Origin of the sequence: Shewanella sp. 3_MG-2023 (assembly GCF_030548765.1) — a bacterium.
Classification (GTDB): Bacteria; Pseudomonadota; Gammaproteobacteria; order Enterobacterales; family Shewanellaceae; genus Shewanella.
In genome coordinates this window covers 16,661-36,715 of the sequence record NZ_JAUOSH010000023.1, presented here as the reverse complement: position 1 = coordinate 36,715, position 20,055 = coordinate 16,661, and the positions used below count along the sequence as shown (strand labels likewise).

14 protein-coding genes and 2 tRNA genes are annotated in these 20,055 nt (G+C 41.1%); 3 read left to right on the top strand and 13 right to left on the bottom strand.

Translation table 11 applies throughout. The features are described 5' to 3' along the window. Positions 1-3 precede the first annotated feature (3 nt). From Q4591_RS13725 to Q4591_RS13700, 6 genes are all read right to left on the bottom strand, one after another. Positions 4-1,965, bottom strand: a complete 1,962-nt coding sequence (locus tag Q4591_RS13725) for a hypothetical protein (protein ID WP_303461490.1) — start codon at positions 1,963-1,965, stop codon at positions 4-6. Continuing rightward, positions 1,958-2,512 carry a HyaD/HybD family hydrogenase maturation endopeptidase gene (locus tag Q4591_RS13720; protein WP_102476759.1) on the bottom strand — a complete coding sequence of 185 codons (555 nt, stop codon included), beginning with the start codon at positions 2,510-2,512 and terminating at the stop codon, positions 1,958-1,960. Before Q4591_RS13720 ends, Q4591_RS13725 begins: the two co-directional genes overlap by 8 nt. Before the next feature lie 3 nt (positions 2,513-2,515). Next, on the bottom strand, positions 2,516-3,181 hold the full coding sequence (gene cybH, locus Q4591_RS13715) for a Ni/Fe-hydrogenase, b-type cytochrome subunit (protein WP_303461488.1): 666 nt from the start codon (positions 3,179-3,181) through the stop codon (positions 2,516-2,518). A 29-nt stretch (positions 3,182-3,210) separates the two neighbouring features. After that, positions 3,211-4,914, bottom strand: coding sequence for a nickel-dependent hydrogenase large subunit (hyaB, locus tag Q4591_RS13710; protein WP_102435476.1), 1,704 nt, complete (start codon positions 4,912-4,914; stop codon positions 3,211-3,213). Positions 4,915-4,917: 3 nt separating this feature from the next. Then, positions 4,918-6,054, bottom strand: a complete 1,137-nt coding sequence (gene hyaA / locus Q4591_RS13705) for a nickel-dependent hydrogenase small subunit (RefSeq protein WP_102435474.1) — start codon at positions 6,052-6,054, stop codon at positions 4,918-4,920. Positions 6,055-6,408: 354 nt separating this feature from the next. Further along, a complete protein-coding gene (locus tag Q4591_RS13700; RefSeq protein ID WP_303461486.1) occupies positions 6,409-8,670 on the bottom strand; it encodes a tetratricopeptide repeat protein in 2,262 nt (753 codons plus the stop codon). Between the two features lie 332 nt (positions 8,671-9,002). On the opposite strand from Q4591_RS13700, the gene Q4591_RS13695 reads away from it, so the two are divergent. Beyond that, a complete protein-coding gene (locus Q4591_RS13695) occupies positions 9,003-9,251 on the top strand; it encodes a YdcH family protein (protein ID WP_102476762.1) in 249 nt (82 codons plus the stop codon). A gap of 50 nt (positions 9,252-9,301) precedes the next feature. Here the strand turns inward: Q4591_RS13695 and Q4591_RS13690 are convergent, their stop codons facing one another. The 3 genes from Q4591_RS13690 to Q4591_RS13680 all read right to left on the bottom strand — a co-directional run bounded on the left by Q4591_RS13690 (position 9,302) and on the right by Q4591_RS13680 (position 15,238). After that, a complete protein-coding gene (locus Q4591_RS13690) occupies positions 9,302-10,603 on the bottom strand; it encodes an ectonucleotide pyrophosphatase/phosphodiesterase (protein ID WP_303461484.1) in 1,302 nt (433 codons plus the stop codon). Positions 10,604-10,838: 235 nt separating this feature from the next. Then, on the bottom strand, positions 10,839-14,036 hold the full coding sequence (locus Q4591_RS13685) for an efflux RND transporter permease subunit (RefSeq protein ID WP_303461482.1): 3,198 nt from the start codon (positions 14,034-14,036) through the stop codon (positions 10,839-10,841). A 2-nt stretch (positions 14,037-14,038) separates the two neighbouring features. Then, on the bottom strand, positions 14,039-15,238 hold the full coding sequence (locus Q4591_RS13680; protein WP_102435464.1) for an efflux RND transporter periplasmic adaptor subunit: 1,200 nt from the start codon (positions 15,236-15,238) through the stop codon (positions 14,039-14,041). Between the two features lie 434 nt (positions 15,239-15,672). Here Q4591_RS13680 and galE point away from each other — a divergent pair, with 434 nt between their 5' ends. Next, positions 15,673-16,701, top strand: coding sequence for a UDP-glucose 4-epimerase GalE (gene galE, locus Q4591_RS13675; protein ID WP_303461480.1), 1,029 nt, complete (start codon positions 15,673-15,675; stop codon positions 16,699-16,701). Positions 16,702-17,300: 599 nt separating this feature from the next. Here the strand turns inward: galE and Q4591_RS13670 are convergent. The 3 genes from Q4591_RS13670 to Q4591_RS13660 form a co-directional block, all read right to left on the bottom strand. Then, positions 17,301-17,377: transfer RNA gene (locus tag Q4591_RS13670), tRNA-Val, on the bottom strand. 26 nt (positions 17,378-17,403) lie between these two features. Then, positions 17,404-17,480 (bottom strand) — tRNA-Val (locus Q4591_RS13665). 203 nt (positions 17,481-17,683) lie between these two features. Further along, on the bottom strand, positions 17,684-19,054 hold the full coding sequence (locus tag Q4591_RS13660; protein WP_303461478.1) for an MATE family efflux transporter: 1,371 nt from the start codon (positions 19,052-19,054) through the stop codon (positions 17,684-17,686). A gap of 29 nt (positions 19,055-19,083) precedes the next feature. Here Q4591_RS13660 and Q4591_RS13655 point away from each other — a divergent pair, with 29 nt between their 5' ends. Beyond that, complete coding sequence (locus Q4591_RS13655) at positions 19,084-19,701, top strand: riboflavin synthase subunit alpha (RefSeq protein ID WP_102519543.1); 618 nt, start codon at positions 19,084-19,086, stop codon at positions 19,699-19,701. Positions 19,702-19,767: 66 nt separating this feature from the next. Here the strand turns inward: Q4591_RS13655 and Q4591_RS13650 are convergent, their stop codons facing one another. Further along, positions 19,768-19,968, bottom strand: coding sequence for a CPXCG motif-containing cysteine-rich protein (locus tag Q4591_RS13650; RefSeq protein WP_102435425.1), 201 nt, complete (start codon positions 19,966-19,968; stop codon positions 19,768-19,770). Positions 19,969-20,055 lie beyond the last annotated feature (87 nt).

Here is a 20,055-nt window from a genome sequence, read left to right as displayed (position 1 = left end):
GGCTTACCTTAACCCGCGTCTTTTGGCGAGATACAAACCACCAATGGCAATGTTGGCGCCATCGAGATCTAATTGATGGTTTACCACTAGAGGGTAATTCTTTTGTAGCCGCATACATAGGCGCTCAGCAAGTACGCTATAGACTAAATCGTTGCCTGCTAACACCACGGCATCAATTCCTTGTTGCTGCTCCAGATGATCAAGCCAGTTACTAAGATAATCAGCCAGTGAATCAAAAAAGCCAAAAGCTAAAATGGCGGGATTGGCGCCAGCTAATTTAAAACTCATTAAGCTGGCAAAGGTACGGCGCCAATTAATGCTCCTATAGCCGTTTTCTGAACAAAGTGGAAAATCAATTCTAGGGGCATTATTACCATGATACTGCTGCGCCAGTGCATGAAACGCATCTGCTTTCGCGTCAATACTGGTTAATTGATTTAAGGCCTCATCATCTAAAATCAACATGGCAGCTAGGCCAATAAAATGTTGAATATTATCACTAGTTTTATCCAGTGTGGTTAGTGCTAATTGATGGATTTGTTGTGGAAATGCTAGGGTAAACTTAGCGAGTACTTTTGATTCTTCGTGCTGTAATTGCGCAATAATATCAGCGCCATGTTGCTCAAAAGTCGGTAATCGTAAAAACTGGGCAATTTTTTGTTGTTTATTTTGGGTAATAACTACACTGGGGTTGTCATGGCTAAAATAGAGTGTGGCACTGGTGATGGATTGTTTGTCTGTTGCTGCTAGCGTTTGATTCGACAGCATTCGATTGGCAATTTGACTGATCACAGCTTCAGACAAATTCAGCAAACCTGCGTGCATGGCGCAGCTAGCCGCGTCTATTCCAGTCACTGTTAATTCAGTCACAGCGGTGTTATCAGCTGCTGACATACGGCAATGGATCTGTTTGTTATTCCAGCTGGCTTCATAGTGTTTGTATTGAGCAACATCATGTAATGGGCTGGCGCCATTAATGGAGAATTGGTGATTGCTGGCGATTTCTACCCAAGCATTATTGATGCGAGTTACGCTTGGCTTAGCTATGGACTTAGTTAAAGGCTTGTGTAAGTCGTTATGAGTATCAGCGCTAACTGAATCGTTTGTATCAATATAGACCCAATCAATACCAATAGTGTTTAGCTGATCAGCCAGTGCCATAAGTAAACGACTGTCAGCAAAGCTCACTTGATAGTATGGATCAGTAAGTGTTGGCTGGACTTTACACTTAGCTTGATGTTTAGCAGTAGTAACACCTGAAAAGACTGCTGCATCAGCTGACATCAGTTTGAGTCGCGGTTTTTCTAAACTGGATAAGGCGAGGGTATGGTACTGCTGCACTGCAAAATACTTACTTAAATGCTGGGGGTTACAGATTAAAATATGTTGTTGGCCAGCGTTTTTGGCAAAAGGTTGTAAGCTCAAACTGAAATTTGAACTTGGATCCGAACTTGATACAGAACTTAATTCAGAACTTAAATAAGTGCTGCCACTGCTGCTTAAACTAATCTTGGTGTCATTTTTTAACCGCGCTGCAATTGCAATATGATCTTGCGGCGCCATAGATTGCTCTAAGGTGCTTATACGCTCATGGCCGTGACAATGGGGACAAACTAGATCAAGCTTTAAAAAGTTAGCATCTGCGGCATTAACCATCTGCGGCTGGCATTCACTACAGTAACTGATGTTGAGCTCAGCATGGGCTAGCGGCTTTTGGCTGCCTTTACGGGTTTTGATGACACCGACATCAGCAGAGCATAACCAGATTGAATATAAAAATTTGGCGGCAATCTCATCGGCAAGGGCGGCGAGTTGTGGCTCTGTGGCCTCAACTTCTAAAAAATAGCGATTGTTGTTAAAACCCGCGCTAAAGTCAAAGCGGGTATCGGCTATATATTGATTACAAAGCTGCGCATAAAAGGCCACTGGGCGCTGGCAGGTAAAATTAAAACTGACTTTATGCATAGGGCTGACATCCACGTTTATAGGAATCAGGGATTAAGTCGTTAATATTAACACTGTGTTTTTTTGTATAGCTAAAACCTGCTTTTTCAAGGTGTGCCAGTAAGGCTTTTTCCATCGTCGGCACCGCAGCTTGTATTGACTCAGTTAAGCCTAATGTCATCGGCTCGATGACTGTCGGCGTAACTCCAATCACGTGAGTATTGGGTCTATCACCGACCATGTCCATCATGATCAGGGTTTGCAGCATCTCAACCTCATGGGCACTGCCTTGCCAATCAATTTCGGGTGGCGCTTGATCAAAATTAAATGAATACACCTCTCCGGGCTTTACCCCTGGACTGTTTACGGTATCCACCACAATTAAGTTGTCATATTGACAAAGAATAGGGATAAGTCCTTGAGCAAGGGTGCCACCATCTAAAATATCGAGTTGATGGTTTGGCTGATAGAAAGCGTATTTTTCATCGATATAATTAACAAAATGTACGCCGATGCCTTCATCAGCGTACAAAACGTTTCCTATACCTATTAGTAAGCTAGTAGACAAAGGCTAGTGCTCCTTATGGTAGTCATAACCGGAGACGATAGAGTCAACAGAGTTATGCTTAAAGCGTATGCCTGACCAAACCGCCATATAGATATGAATAACCACAAATATAATGAAAGCCCAGGTGACTATGTGATGCCAAATTCGTACTTGTGCTAACCCGCCCATTAAGGCCGTAAACCAAGCTGAAACTTCCCATATAGCGCCACCTAACCCTTGATGATAAACATTGGCATAAAGCACCAAGCCAGTGATACACATGAATAAAGCCGCAAATGATATGGCAACGTATGTCACAAACTGCAAAGGTCCGTATACGCCAGCTTTATCTAAGTGTCCCATCCAGATATAGGATTTAATTTGTGCTATCCAGCTCTTCAGGCTTAAAACATCTCTGATTGAACGTCGTTCAATGGCGCTTTTAGCAAAAAAGAACAAGTAAAAACGTACTATGGTGATACTGGTAAGTACAAAGCCAAACACGAGATGTACAAAGCGGATCCCACCTTGAACCAAGACATCAGAAGATGCGGGCGCCACCAAAAATGGCCATGAAATGTAAAAACCAGTTACCACTAACATCAAAATGGACAGTGCTCTAAGCCAATGGAATATCCGTATGGCAGGTGAGAAGATGAGTTCTCTGCGATGGGTTGCAATTTGAGTCATAATCCTTTCCTCTTAGATCCGCAAACTTGCTAAAACCCGTTAGGATCGATGCGGAATTCACCTAAATCATTACCTTTATAATCCATTACGTGTACCGCGCAGGCCATACATGGATCAAACGAGTGAATAATTCGAATGACTTCCAATGGTTTGGTTGGATCTTCAAGTTCAAGCCCAATCAGTGATGCTTCATAAGGGCCAACTTTACCGTCAGCATCGACAGGGCCAGAATTCCACGTGGTAGGAACAATAGCTTGGTAATTTTCTATCTTACCGCCCTTAATTCTGATCCAGTGACTGAGCATTCCACGCGGCGCTTCAATCATCGCATGGCCGATGTAATCGCGATCTGAGTCTATTTCTGGTGTCACATAGGTAGATTCATCCGATTGCATATTGGTTAACATGGCATCAAAGGTTTTTAAGCCTTCTTCTGCCACAATCACGGTTTGCAGCATGCGCGCCGCGGTGCGGCCTAAGGTGGTGAATAATGCTTCTATAGGCAGGCCTGTTGCGGCGAGCAACCCATTAACACTATCAACAACAATCTTGTTGCCACGGGCATAGTTCACCAGTAAACAGGCTAACGGCCCAACTTCTACGGGTTCGCCCTGATATCGTGGGGATTTAACCCAAGAGTATTTTCCATCACCATCGACAGTCGGTAATTTGCCATACACGGTATCGCGCTCAACAAATCCGGTGTAATTTGGAATCGTTGTGCCGTCATAGGGGTGCTGGGCGGTTTTTGCGTCATACCATGAGTGGGTGACATCTTCTTTTATGGCATCGGGATCTAAATCGCTCACCCCGGCTAAATCTCCATTCATTATCACGCCTTGCTCAAACAGATATTGACCATCAGCTAAGATAAAGTCATCGGTGGCTAAAAAGTTTTTAACATTGACGCCGCCTAACACACTTGGCTCGCCACCAAAGGCGGCAGCTGCCATAACGATGTCGGCTTTATAAGCGCGGATAATAAAGTCATGGACGATAGCGTGTTTTTGTTTCCACTCTTGTAAACGTGCAGGACTTAGCATGTCTCTAACAGAGGTAACACCGCCAACTACAAGGGATTGCGGATGCGGCGACTTGCCGCCAAATATTGCTAGCATTTCAGCTGCTACACGCTGAACTTCTAACGCTTTAAGGTAATGGGATAGGGCAATGAGGTTTTGCTCTGGCGTGAACTTGTAGGTTTTATTGCCCCAATAGGCATTAGCAAAAGGCCCAAGCTTTCCGGTATCAACCAAGCCTTTGACTCTTTGCTGTACGGCGCGTAATTCACCTTCGCCAGTGGCGATAGGGTTTTCGGTGTATTTATTGGCTTCTTGGGCGGCTAATGCCGGATCGGCACTTAAGGCTGACACCACATCAACCCAATCTAAACCATGTAAATGATAGAAGTGCACAATGTGATCATGCATATACAAAGAGGTTTGCATTAACGAGCGTAAGTACTTTGCGTTGAGCGGGATTTTAACCCCTAAGGCATTTTCAACCGCTTCAGTACCGCAGCGATAATGAGAATAGGTACATACCCCACAAATACGTTGCACAATTAGGCCGACATCCATAGGAGTACGGCCTTTTAAAATGACTTCAATACCACGCCAAAGGGTAGAAGATGACCAGGCCTTTTGAATAACATTATTTTCATCAACTTCAACTTCAACACGTAAATGGCCTTCGATACGGGTGATAGGATCGATAACGACTCGTTTACTCATGGTTTATTCCTCTAGCGGCTTAGCAAAAAGACTAGTTACTGCGTGAGCACCTATGCCCACAACGGTCGCACCAAGAATGACGGTACCAATGGTATCGGCAGTGGCATCAATACCGTGGAGCAACTGTCTGCCTAATGGCTTTTCGAAATCCGCCATATCATCCCAAAAATTAGGTTCAGCGCAGCCAATACAGCCATGACCTGCAAGTACTGGCCAACTGGTATGATGATTAAAGCGTTCAGTGGGGCAGTTGTTGTAGGTATAAGGGCCTTTACAGCCCATTTTGTATAGGCAGTAGCCATCTTTAGCACCTTGATCGCCAAAGGTTTCTACAAATTCGCCAGCGTCAAAACGACCACGACGTTCACAGTTATCATGCACTCTAGCGCCGTATGCCCATTTAGGGCGATTAAACATATCTAACGCGGGCAGTTTTCCGAACATGATGAAATACATCAAGGTACCGACAATGTTCTTTTCACTAGGAGGACAACCGCCTAAATTAATCACCGGTTTATCAATAACCTCTTGCACACCTTTAGCACCAGTAGGGTTTGGGGCTGCAGCTTGTACGCCGCCAAATGCGGCGCAAGTTCCAACAGAAATAATTGCAGCCGCCCCAGCAGCTGCTTCTTTTACTATCTGCATTCCGGTATGGCCTTTACAGCCGACCGTTAAATAAGTGCCATTATTAGCCGTTGGTACAGCACCCTCTACCGCTAATAAGTAATTACCTTTATATGCCTCCATAGCATGCTCAAGGTTTTCTTCCGCTTGCCAACCGGCTGCAGCCATCAATGTTTCATGATATTCCAAAGAAATATGATCAAAGATGAGGCTGTCTAAATTAGGGCTGTCGGTTCTGATAAGGGATTCTGAACAACCGGTACATTCGGCCATATGCAGCCAAATCAGTGGTACTCGATCAGCAAGCTCAGCGGCTTCGGCAACTAGATTGGTGAAAGGCAGGGGCAATGCGAGTAGTGCGGTAACAGATGCACTCCAAGTCATAAACTCACGTCGGCTAATGCCATTTTTTATTAATTTATCTTTTAGGCTAACGCTGTGACGTGGTTGTAACTGCTGCAATTGCGCAATTCGTGTTTTACATCGTTGATATAAAGCTGCATGTGTATCCATCTGATAACCTTATCCATGTTGGAGGATCAAACTGCTTTATTAAATATAGATCTGTTAGGGATAGGTATATTGATACAGATCAAACATTGTTCGCTTATTGAACATGCATAAAAATAGAGTGTTTCGCTATTTGAACAAATAGTGAGCTGTTGATTCTTGGAGTTTTTTGCGAGGATTGATAGCAGCTAAATAGAAGTCACTAGGAAACTAGAAGCTATTGGACGTACTTGTCTGATGTTGATTTTATTTACAGCAAAAGTGAATTTCAATTTCTAACTTTATGGCTGTTTAAAACCAGTAAAATCTCGCTGACTTATCTCAAATTCAACGCGCATTTCATCATAATTATTTAAGTTAACTGCCAGTCAATTGTTTCAATACCTGTGGCGGTACTAAGGTTGATAATTTCGCTAAACAAGCATTAGTACTTGGATCGCGATATTTAATTTTAAATTGGCATAATGTGTATAAACGCTGTGGATCATTACTGACTTCATAGGCTGTAGATAATGACTTCATCATGTCAACTGGATTGACTTTTTCTTGTGCCAGCCCCAATACCGTCCAATTTTGAGGGTTACTTGGTTCAACCTCAGTCGCTTGTTTAAATAACGCTATGGCTTGGGGTAATTGTTGCTGACGATAATAAGCCAACCCTGCGCTATAGCGTAATGAGCCCGCTTTCGGCTGATTTGTAATCCCTTGTTTTAATATCGCCATGGACGCTTGTTCTTTACCTAATTTTCGATACAAATCAGCAAGGTTGGCATAACTGCTGGCCAGTATTGGCTCAATAACAATAGCTTGTTTATACGCTTGTTCTGCTTTATCGAACTGTCTTTTAGCGAGGTAAACATTACCGCGGTTTAACCACGAAAAACCTCTATCGGCATTATAAGCTTGTATTTCGAGGTATTCTGTTAATGCAGGTTGCAGCAATTGCTGCTGCGCTGATGTCATATTCTCCCAGTTAGTGGCTAGGGCGCCTGCCGCTTCAGTTCTAATGGCATAAGCCGTATCTGTTAACAGTGGCGCAATTAACCGCCAACGATCGGCAAATTCAAATGCGGCAGAAGCAGAGATAGCCGTTGAGCGTATTTGCGCAGAAGGATCAGTGACAGCTTGCTCCATAGCACGATAACTTTGCTGACTAGGGAAGTTAGCCAATCTTGAGAACGCAGAGGCGCGAATGATTGCTGGTTGTAATGGGTTTAAAGCAATTTTCGTTAAAAGCTCACTACTATCTGGATCGTTAGTCGCTGCTTGATAGAAAGCTTCTGCATAACCAGGCTGTTGACGGATAGTTGAATGTGGAAATTGTTTAATAACAGCTTCAGCTGCCCAAGTAGCTGATTTATCATTATGGCACTGGCTACAGACATTAGGCGTCCCCAATGTTATCGATAAATCAGGCCTTGGGACTTTGAAGCTATGATCAGCACGGGGGTCAACTTGCATATAAGTGGTTTTTGGCATATGACAGGTAACACATTGATCGGCTTCGCTACCTTGTTGATGCTGGCTGTGCTTGGCTGCACTATATTCACTGGGTAAATGACATTGAAAACAAATTGATTCAACTGGGGCTGTTAATTTATTGCTATGGGGATTATGACAATCACTGCATACAACACCCGCCATATGCATTTTAGATTGCTTAAAAGAGCCTAATACAAACACTTCATCATAAATTTGGCCATCGGGATAATATAAGTTAGGCGCAATTTCGCTGAGGATGTATTTGTCGTAAAAATTATCGATATGGTCATGTGCTTTATCGTTACTATCTGTAAACTGTGAACGGCGACTATGACATTGACCACAAGTTGCTAACTGCGCAGAACTTTTAATCTTGTTTGGCTGGAGGATTTTTTTACCTTGGGTGAATTCCCATGCGCCTACTTTTGGGGTTAAATCACGATCAAAGCCAAATTGGGCCAATGGCTGAGTTTGATCGCTTGTCCATTTAAGGTGATTACTGGCGGGACCATGACAGGCTTCGCAAGCTACGTTGATTTCTGACCAACTACTGTCAAAGCTATTGTCTGTTACGTTATAGTTTTTTTTGACATTGGTTGAGTGACAATCAGCGCACATGTAGTTCCAGTTTTGGCCTTTATTAGTCCAAAAGAACTCGTCGTAAGGATCCATTTCAGGATACAAATAGAACCAGCGTTGTCCGCCTTTGTCTTTACTACGGCTATCCCACGCAAAGGGGATTAATTGAATAGCACCACTTTCAAATTCAACCATGTATTGTTGTAACGGTTCATAACCAAAGGTATAGCTAATTTTATAGTCGTTAAATTTGCCATCTGGCCCTTTAATATTGACCCAGTACTCACTTCCTTTCATAAAAAAGCGTGAGACTTCACCTTGGTAGTCAAATTGTTGATCGGTAAAGTTTGCTAGAACGATATCTGCAGTAGCCTGACCCATAGACATATCATGATGAGATCCTTGCCAATCGCTGTATTGTTGCTGGTGGCATTCAACACAGGTTTGGCTGCCACTAAACTCAGCGGTATAAGCAATAGCACTCGTAAATAAAATGCTAAAACTAAAAAAGGTGCTTAAGCTTAGTAAGCTAATACTAAATAGTGGCTTGAATTTCATATTAAATTTACGGATAAGGCTAATTAATTGTCATAGTAAAGTTAAATTAACAATTAGCCAACACTTAGCGTGTGACAATTTATGATTCGTTAATCATTTTCACTTTTGACTGGACGTTGCACGCAGCTTAAAGGCTTGATAATCGAATTGAGGTTTGATCTTACAACTCTATGGCAAAGTATTATTTTGTGATAAATGTAGCGTTAATTTAAATGGCGTAACTTGTTTTTTATATCAATTGCTCTACATTTTAATAAGAGAACGACTAGCGTTACCGCGTAAGTACACATAGATACGTTTAACTCATTGAAGACAGGATATAAGAGGCTTTTATGCTAGGTGAAAATCATTCCCTCAGAAACGAATTTCCAGATCACATAGATACGATTACTTCGCTTATTAGCAGCAATGTCGATTTTGCTGAAATAATGAAAAAATACGATGCGTTAGATAAACAAATTAGAGATCTTGAGATGCGAGACTCGCCCATCGCAGACGAATCCATCCATGAGTTAAAGCAGCAGCGTGTAGTAATGAAAGACGCCCTTTATCATCAAATTACTTTGGCAGAACAGGGCTAAAAGAATGTATTTAAGAAGCGGGCAATATCGATTAGATATTGCCCGTTTTTTTATTGCTTTAATAAAGGAGACAGCACGTCAAGTTTGCCATCAATGGGTTCACTAATAGATAAATTAAGTATGTGTGCAATTAAAGGGTAAACATGAATATTTTTAGCTAACTCAATTTCTGCTTGATGGTTAAAAGCCGGGCCGTTGGCATAAAAAATGGCATTCATATCCGGCATCACTTCAGCGTAGTAGCCATGTTTACCCTTAACGCCAGGTTTTGCATCACTGCTGGTAATGTAATGATCATGGGTGACCAAAATCGCATCACCAATGGCGGGATTAAAGTCATACTCAAGGTGCTTAGGTATCGACTCCTTTCTATAAAATGCTAAGCCATCGGTCGCAGCAACTAGTTTCTCAAGGGCAATTAAATCTTGGTCTTTATTATTGCCATGGGCGCGCACTAATGAAAAAGCGGCGTCATTAATAAAACTAAATCGAGATTTTAATGCCTCATCATCGGCAAACAGTTTGTCTGTGTAGATACGCTCAAAATCAGCAACCTGTGCCATACCGTGATCTGATGTGATGATAATATTAACCGCATAAGGTAGCGCATTTACTTGCTCAATTAAGCTAGCAATGACCTTATCAATGTAATTGACAGCATCATGGGTTTGCTGCGATAACGGCCCGTGATGATGACCTGCGCTATCGACTTCTGAAAAGTATAATGTCACAAATTGCGGCCGCTGCGTTTCAGGTAATTTAAGCCATTCAATAACTTGCTCGACACGGGTTTCATTTGCGACTCTACCGTCATATCGTTTCCAATAAGTGGGTCTAAAACCTGCTATTTCAGCTTCTGAGCCGGGCCAGAAATACGTAGCTGATTTCATTCCTTGCTGGGCAGCTAAAGACCAAAGTGGAACGCCAGTGTAAAAACGGCCATCGGTGACGGCATCATGGTCGCTTAAAGCGTAATGGCGCCCTAATGTGGGGTTGTAGAAACGATTAGCAACAATGCCATGATTACTGGGATAGAGACCGGTAACCAGTGTCAAATGGTTAGGGAAGGTGACTGTTGGAAATGACGGAGTTAATTGCGTTATTGTTGCGGCATTGCTGGCAAAGTTATTAAGAAACTTAGGCTGATGAACTTCATTGTAATCATGTCTATAACCATCAATAGAGATCAGTAACACATAGGGCTTATCATTGACATTATGGGGCTGATTTGACCCTAATGATGATGTTTCATCTGCCATGATATTATGGCTTAAAAAAACCAATGCGATAGTAATACTGCTACTAAGTTGTTTTAACCTTGCAAGGCTGTTGGATGCTAACCATTGACGCATTATTGCTTCCTTTATTATTGTATTTAGTCGAAGACAAAAATTACTTTGAACTCTTTTTATTATCTAATTTAGCCATCATAGTTAGTGTTGATGACAATCATATGATGTGTCATATTTTGCAGGCTGATTAGTTAACAAGTATTTTAGTTAATTATCAATGCAATTAACTGAAATTAAAACAATAAAAAAGCGAAACATCCTGTTTCGCTTTTAAGTTGGTCACATTTTTAACCGATTATTTTACTGCTTGACTGGCTAACTCTGCTTTATGCTCTTCAGCTGTTAATGGAAAATAATGTCTCCAAGAACCTCTCAAGAAAATCCGCGTATCTTCAATTGCTATATAAAGACAAGGGATTAAACACAGTGTTACCACTGTTGCGAACAACACCCCAAACGCCAGTGATACGGCCATTGGTATCACCATTTGTGCCTGCATACTGGTTTCAGTCATGATTGGCACTAGACCAATAAAGGTGGTTAGAGAGGTCAACATAATTGCTCTAAAGCGTCTGCAACCAGCGTTAATCACCGCATCATTGAGTTTAATGCCTTGCTTGCGGGAATTATTGACATAATCCACCATCACTAGTGAGTCATTGACCACCACACCTGCGGCGGCAATGATACCGAAAACAGAAAGGGCGCTTAAATCAATCCCTAAAATGATATGGCCAAGCATTGAGCCAATCACACCGAATGGGATCACCGACATTATCATGAAGGGTTGTACGTATGACTTAAGCGGTATCGCTAATAAACTGTAAATCACCAACATCGAGATTATGAAGTCACGCATTTGGGTATCGGCACTGTCAAGCTGTTCCTGAATACTGCCCGAAACCTCACTTTTTACTCGTGGGTATTTCGCTAATAATTGCGGAATGAAATTATCACGAATATCTTTGGCGAGTTTAAATGGCTCAGCTTGTTCAGCATCAACCGAGGCCCATACATTAATGGTTCGGTTACCATTTTCACGGCGAATACTACTCACGCCTTGAACTACGTTTATATTAGCGACTTCAGACAGGGGTAATTCAGCACCTTGAGGCGTTTTAATCAACACCTCCTGAACGAGGGCGATAGAGTTACGTTGCTCTTCTGGGTAGCGTAGCATCACCTTGATTTCTTCGCCGTTACGGATAATCCGCTGTGCTTCAAGTCCGTAAAAGCTATTACCGACTTGTGAAGCAATATTGGCCAGGGTTAGGCCTAAACTGTGGGCTAAAGGTTTTAAGTCAAATTGCACTTCTTTGGCAGAGGATTGACGACTGTCATTAATGTCACTCACCCCTTTTAAAGTACCTAACTTTTCTTTTAACTCCTTCGATGCAGCAATTAATTGCGCTTCATCGTTACCCTCTAGTCGGAAACTAATATCACCATCATCCATGCCGCCACCAAATAAACTATCTTGGATGGTGAAAGATTTAACTCCTGGGATATTTGGCATCGCTTGGCGCCATAATTCAGCCACTTCAAAGGTATTAATGGGTCTTAATTCCGGGTCGACCAGTTTTGTCCTCACTTCTGCTTTTGTACGACCTTGAAGCTCAACTTGTAACTCTGCAATCATGCCTTGACCATATTGAGATTCAAGCTCTTTCTCAACAGTACGCAGAGCAGATTCAATGGCATGGGCGGCATTAAGGGTTGCGGTTTCTGCGGCATCGACATTCATTTCCAAGGTGATACGAGGAAAATCATGGGGGATTTTAGGTTGCCCAATAAAGCGTACTAAGCCGCTTATATAAAGGGCTGCGCAAATAACAATTAACATCACAAAGGTCGCAATAACTGAATAACGGTATTTTACTGCAGCAGTTAGACTAGGGCGGTAAACATTAGCAATAAAATTCGCTAGGTTTGATTCAATTTTACCTTGAATAAAGTTAACGATATTTCTTAACCAATCTAACGGATTTTTAGAACCCGGTTGCACAACTTTAGGTTTTTTCATATGCGCTAAATGTGACGGTAAAATTAACTTTGATTCCACTAATGAAAAGATTAAGCACAAAATAACCACAAACCCAATGGCTTGACCAAAGGCTGATGAAGGGCCGTCATCTAAGGTGATCGGTAAAAACGCTGCAATGGTGGTTAATACCCCAAAGGTTGCCGGCATGGCGACCCGTTTAACCCCGCGAATAACACTATCGATATTTTGACCGTTTTCTTCACATTCAGTATGGGCGCTTTCTCCCATCACAATGGCATCATCGACCACAATACCCAATACCAGTATGAAGGCGAATAAACTGATGACATTGATGGTGACATCAATAAAGCCCATTGGCATAAATAATAGCGTACCTAAGAAACACACGGGTAAGCCCATCATTACCCAAAACGCTAACCGCACTCGCAGAAATAACGCCAGCATGATAAAGACTAATAATGCGCCTGTTTTCATGCTATCGAGCATTAAATCTAAACGACCTTCAAGGTAGTAGGTCATATCAACCCAAGGCTCTAAGGTCACACCGTCTGGTAAAATAGCCTGTTTGTCAGTAACGTATTTTTTTAAAGTATCGGCAACATCGGTGATACTTTGGTTTTTAGCGGCGCCAACAAAAAAGGTGACAGCATTTTGGCCATTGAATTTAGAATATTGAATGCCTTCTTCAAAGCCATCGTTGACCGTCGCAACGTCTCCCAGTAATAAGTTAGTACCGTCATCCAAGGTTAATAAGGGTAAATCTTCAAACTCATATCCGACATACGCTTGGTTTTCTACTCGTAAGTTAATGTAGCCATTTTCAGCTTTAATTTGTCCCGCTGACATATTACGGGAATAACCACGTACAGCTTCTGCAACATCGTTAAAACTAAGACCAAATTCTCTGAGTCTGTCTTTACTGACTTCGACACTGATTTCGTAATTAAGTCCGCCATAGAATTCTGAAATATTTACATTAGGCAGTTGCATGATTTCTTGATGAATTTTTTCGCCTAAGTCTTTGAGTTGTCGTTGAGATAAGTCGCCATATAAACTTAAATACATCACTTCTTGGCGTATTTTTATGCGCTCAACTTTCGGAAACTCCATGCCTGCTGGGAATGTTGATACTGAGTCAATTTCTGATTTAACTTCATCCAATACAATTTGTGGGTCGTAGGAGTCTTCAATTCTGAAATAACCAGAGGCTTGGTTACGATTAGAATAGGTAATAACCCGCTGCAAGCCCTGAACCGTTTCTAAGGCTTGCTCTATTTTGACCGTAATGCCTTCTTCAACTTCTTGGGGCGCAGCGCCCGGATAAACGGCGCTGAACTCAATCCAGTTAATTTCAACTGCAGGGAAGAATTGCTTACGTATGGTGTTTGCTGTCAGTAAGCCACCAAGTAATATGATGATCATTAATAAGTTTGCCGCCACACTGTTGCGGGCAAACCAAGCAATCAAACCTTTATGGGTGTCTTCCATGATTATTCCTTATCTTTGATGGCGATTGCTGATTTAATAATGTCGTCACCTTCAATAGCATCTTGCTGGAGAATCTTATCTTCAGGTAACTTTACTGACATGCCTTCAATAGGGTAATCAAGTGCCGAGGTAATAATATTCATCCCATCTTCTAAACCACTTGAAATAATCACGTTACTGCCGTCTTGGCGAATAATATTAACGGGTAAATAACGCAGTTTCATTTCTGCATCCATGACCGCAACTAAACCGTTTACAATCAGGTGGCGGGGAATAATTGCAACGCTGCCAGCTTGTGTGCCACCAATATGTGCTGTGACATAGGTGCCAAAGCGTAATTCTTTATGGTTACCTTTAAGTGCATAAGGGTCATTTATTTCAGCGACTAAATAAGTCATACGACTCTTACTATCAATCACACCTTCGCTACGGACAATCGTGCCTTGCCATTGCTGTTTTTCACCGGCGAAGTTACCCACCAAACTTACTTCAGCATTAGCGCCTTTTCTGTCTAGATATTGCATTTCTTTATCTGCAAGTGGCAAACGTACTTCAGCAATTTCAGTGTTATACAAGGTGCCAATTGATGCGCCATTGCCAACATAAGTGCCTAAGCCAATATTACGACTGGCGATTAACGAATCATAAGGTGCTTTAATCACTGAACGTTCTAAATTACGTTGGGCACGATGTAAGCCGGCTTCAGCACTTTTCAACTTAGCGATTTCTTTGGCTAATTGAGGTTTACGTAAACTTAAATCGCTAGGTTTACTATCGGTAATCTCAGCCCATTCACGTTCGGCTACTGCTGCAGTGGCTTTTTCTAGCACTAGGTTTGATTTAGCTGATGCCAGTTCAGCTTGTGCATCAAGTAATGCTGATTCGTAATCACTTGGATCTATTTTGGCGAGTATCTGGCCTTTTTTGACGAAGCCTCCTTTTACAAAGGCTTCTGCAAGGTAGGTGATTTCACCATTCACTTGTGCCACTAATTCAGTTTGATACTTAGGGTTAACAACCCCATAAGAGCTAACCGTAAATGTCATTGGCTTATATTCAATGCTTTGTACTGATACAAGCGGGGTCGTGTCTACTGGTGGTTTTTCTTCGGGTGGTTGCTTCATGGCAACTAACGCCGCTGTTATGGCAATGCCAGAACCTATAATTAAGAAAGGAAATACTTTTTGCATTGTGGTCGCCACGGGACATCCTTTTTGAAGAGATAACACAAACCTTTCGCGCTTGTGTGCAAATGAGTTATCGACATTATATGGAGATGTTAATAAAACTGTTAACTGTAAGTGGTAACAATGTGTAATTTAATGTTTCAAATGTTTCGAGACTGACAGTTTACTTATTACCTATAGCGACAATTGTGCATATAAAGTCCCATTTTTTGATAGTGATTCATAACGTTAAACGAGCTTGTCACATAAGTATTGGCAAGGTTGTAAATGTATACACCGGGTTTAAATGTGAGGCTGGTAAGGAAAAAAATAGGTAATAAAACCACATTCATTAACATATTGTGCTGATTTACGCTCATGAAGCTAATTTTTAATAGTAATTTTGAGTGCTAAGGTTCAAAATCACTGATTATAAATGCTCATTTTTATCTTTCACACAAGGAACAGTAATGAACGTATTAGTTACCGGTGGTGCTGGCTATATCGGCTCACATACAGTGTTATCACTGCTAGAAAACAATTGTAATGTCGTTGTTTTTGATAACCTGTTTAATTCAAATATTGAGTCAATTAAGCGAGTAGAGGCATTAACTGGGAAATCGGTAATTTTTATAGAAGGTGACATTCGTGACAAACAGGCTTTAACCGCAGTTTTTGAGCAATTTGATATTCAAACCGTGATCCATTTTGCAGCCCTTAAAGCGGTCGGTGAATCAGCGCAAATTCCACTTGAGTACTATCAAAATAATGTTCACGGCTCTGTGTGTTTATTGGAAGCCATGGCCGAACATAATGTTCATAACTTTATCTTTAGCTCATCTGCGACCGTTTATGGCGAAGAAAATGATGTGCCTTATGTTGAGACCATGAAGTTAGGTACACCTTCAAGCCCTTATGGGGCAACTAAAGTAATGGTCGAACGGGTGATGGCAGATTTTGCGGCATCTAACAGCAATTTTAGAGGAGTTTCATTGCGTTACTTTAATCCAATTGGAGCCCATGAAAGCGGCCAAATTGGTGAGTCGCCTAAAGGTATTCCTAACAATCTACTGCCTTATGTTGCTCAAGTTATGGTGGGCAAACGTGACAAGCTGAGTATTTTTGGCGCTGATTATCCAACAAAAGATGGTACCTGTGAACGTGACTATCTGCATGTAATGGATTTGGCTGAAGGGCATGTTGCAGCGATGAACTGGTTAGACAATAATACCAGCTTTACGGGGGTTGAGGCATTTAACTTAGGTACAGGTAATGGCGTATCGGTATTTGATATTGTTTCAGCGTTTGAAAAGGCGGTTGAAAAACCTATCCCTTATGAAGTTAGTCCAAGACGCGCAGGGGATTTAGCTGCATTTTGGGCCAATGCCCAAAAAGCTAATCAACAATTGAATTGGCAAGCAAAGCGCAGTTTAGATCAAATGATGGTTGATACCTGGCGCTGGCAATCAGCTAATCCTAATGGTTATGATAAAGAGTAACCTTTGCATTTGTTTTTGAAATAGAATTTATTAGCTCTATTTAGGTAGTTTACATATTCAACAGGGTAGGCGTTAAGTCTGTTCTAAAGAGCGTTTCAAACAAATGTGTCACCCTTAAAAAGACTCACCATTATGTCACTCTATATTACAATTAGAGTGACATTTTTATTTCTGTGTAGTGGCAAAGGAAAAGTTGATTTGTAGGATCTTTTTAAAGGATATTTTTCAATAATCCCTGCATCTAGATGGGTGCATGTTCAGTACGTCTTGAAGAATTAAAAGATTATTTTAAATTATCATGAAACTTACTTGTTAGTTTTTCTTTAGCACAGGATTCGGTGGTGGTCACTTCTCTGTTCAGAAATAAAAGCTGTGAAGAATTATCCTGGCACAAAGTGGGCACAAGTTTATTTATAGTGTTTTAGTTAGAGGTTTTGTATCAAACAAACTAGCCAATATAGATATTAACTTGATTTCATTATTTGAATTTAGAAGATAAAATTAGAAAGTGGTGACACAACAATATTTAAACAAGGCACAAACTAGGTATGTTATGGCATTTAACTTGGGGATATAAAACAAGAATTTAGAATAGAAATTGGTACAACCGAGTGGATTCGAACCACCGACCCCTACCATGTCAAGGTAGTGCTCTAACCAACTGAGCTACGGTTGTATTGTGTTTAGCAATCTCAAAAAAAATGGTACAACTGAGTGGATTCGAACCACCGACCCCCACCATGTCAAGGTGGTGCTCTAACCAGCTGAGCTACAGTTGTATCGTTCAACGTTGATAAAAGACTTCATCGTTGGGACGAGCGATATATTACGGGATACGCGTTTTGATGCAAGCAAAAAAATCAAAAATATGAACGAGTGGCGATTTGCTGTGCAAATTGAGTCATATAGCAGCGTAGGCGTGTTTTTTTTAAACATTATCAGCATGCTCATCTCGTTCAAATTTTATAACGACTAGTTAAAATTAACTTCTATCTTCCAATACTGCTTTGAAATTAGCATTCTTTTGAATATAAATAAGTCGTAATGCAAATAACACTGCAGCACTGGTTAAGCCCGCGATTAAGCCTATCCAAAAGCCATGTGCGCCCATCGCAGGTACAATGATATCTGTACGCGCAAGTATATAGCCAAGTGTCATGCCAATGGCCCAGTAAGACACTAAAGTAATATAAAAGGCACTCTTAGTGTCTTTATAACCGCGAAGAGCGCCAGCAGCCACAACTTGGATAGAATCAGATAATTGGTATAAAGCTGCAAGGAACATTAAGCTACCCGCTAGCGCAACGACTTCAGGGTTATTATTGTAAAGGAGGGCTATTTCAGTTTTGAACGATACAGTAATGATTGCCGTTACCACTGCTAATGAGAATGCAATGATTAGCCCGATTTTTGTCACCAGTTTTGATATTTCTGATTTATCTTGCCCTAGGTAATAACCCACTCTAATCGAAACGGCAATACCGATTGATAATGGCAACATAAATACAATAGATGAGAAGTTTAGGGCAATTTGATGGCCTGCAACAACGTTAGCACCAAGGGGGGCGAGCAATAAAGCTATAACTGCAAATAGACTGACTTCAAAAAATAAAGCCATAGCAATAGGGGTGCCATGCTTCATCATTTCCCAAATGGTTTTCCAATTTGGCTTATTTAATGTCGAAAATGGCGCTATCTCAGCAAATTTCTTGTGAAGTTGCATGTATACCATCATGGCAAATAACATAGCCCAGAACACTAATGCAGTTGCAATACCACAACCAGCACCGCCCATCGCAGGGACCCCGAAATGACCATAGATAAAGATATAGTTGGCAGGGATATTAACCGCAAGACCGACAAAGCCAATAACCATCGTCGGTAATGTATAAGAGATGCCTTCAGAGCAGCCCCGTAGTATTTGGTACAAAATAAATGCAGGTACACCCCACATAAAACCATGTAAATAGCCTGCACTTAACTCGGCTAATTCAGGTTCTAAAGCCATCATGGTAAAAATAGTTTTAGCAAATGAGAGGAACAACAACACACCAACACTGCCAATTATGGCAATATAGAATGCTTGCGACATCAAGGGTTGGATTGCTTTTGGATTATTAGCGCCGTGATGATGGGCAAACACTGGTGTAAATGCCAACAGTAGCCCTTGCACAAACAATAAAGCAGGTAACCATAAGCTGGTACCAATCGCGACTGCAGCCATATCGACAGCGCTGACTCTACCGGCCATAACAGTATCGATAAATCCCATCATTGTTTGGGTAACTTGAGCAATTAATACTGGCATTGCCAGTTGGATTAATTTTTTGGCCTGAAAGCCTGTGTTATTCATTTAAAAACCTTCAACTAAAGAGCACAAATATGTTTACTGGTATCGTACAAGCGACGTGTGATGTTATTACAATTAAAGCACAGAGTGGTTTAAAAACATTTGAAGTTAATATTCCAGGAGAGCTACAGCATGGTTTAGAAACTGGTGCGAGTGTGGCAAATAACGGTGTTTGTTTAACGGTCACAAAGCTGGTGAATAATAGAGTTTATTTTGATGTAATGGAAGAGACCTTACAGCTAACAAACTTAAATTTTATTGAACCGGGTGACAAAATCAATATTGAACGTTCTTTGACCTTCGGAAAAGAGATAGGTGGCCACATTTTGTCAGGTCATGTTCATACCATGGCAACAATTACCCACATAAGTCATACCGATGAGCATTACAATTTAACATTAACAGTACCGGCTAAATGGATGGATTATATCTTCTATAAAGGTTTTATAGGCGTCAATGGATGCAGTTTAACGGTAGGAGAGATTGATCAAGACCAGTTCAAGTTACATTTGATCCCAGAAACGCTCAAATTAACTAATTTGAGTGACTGCAAACTGGGTGACAAAATCAATATCGAAATCGATAGTCAAACTCAAGTTATAGTCGATACAGTAGAAAGAATTTTAGCTAAAAAATCATTGCTAAAATAGCCTACAAAGGCTTAGATTGATGACACATTCTAAGCCTATTAAAGCAGGTTTTTACATGTTCAACTGTTAATAGAACTGTTCATCATCAGAATCTATAAATAATTGAATGGTTCTATTTGAATCGTTTACTTGCAATCGCATATGGATTGGATTGCAGCACACTCGACAATCATCATAATACTCTTGATCTCCACAACTAGTATCAATATGAACATGTTGATTATGGCCGCAATGTGGACAACTTATTACTCGGCTGACTAAATTCATAACTTCCCCCAGTATTTAACATTAAAGCATTTGCAAAACTAAAAAACCTTTAACCGTTTAGCAGCAAGCAGCAAGCAGCAAGCAGGA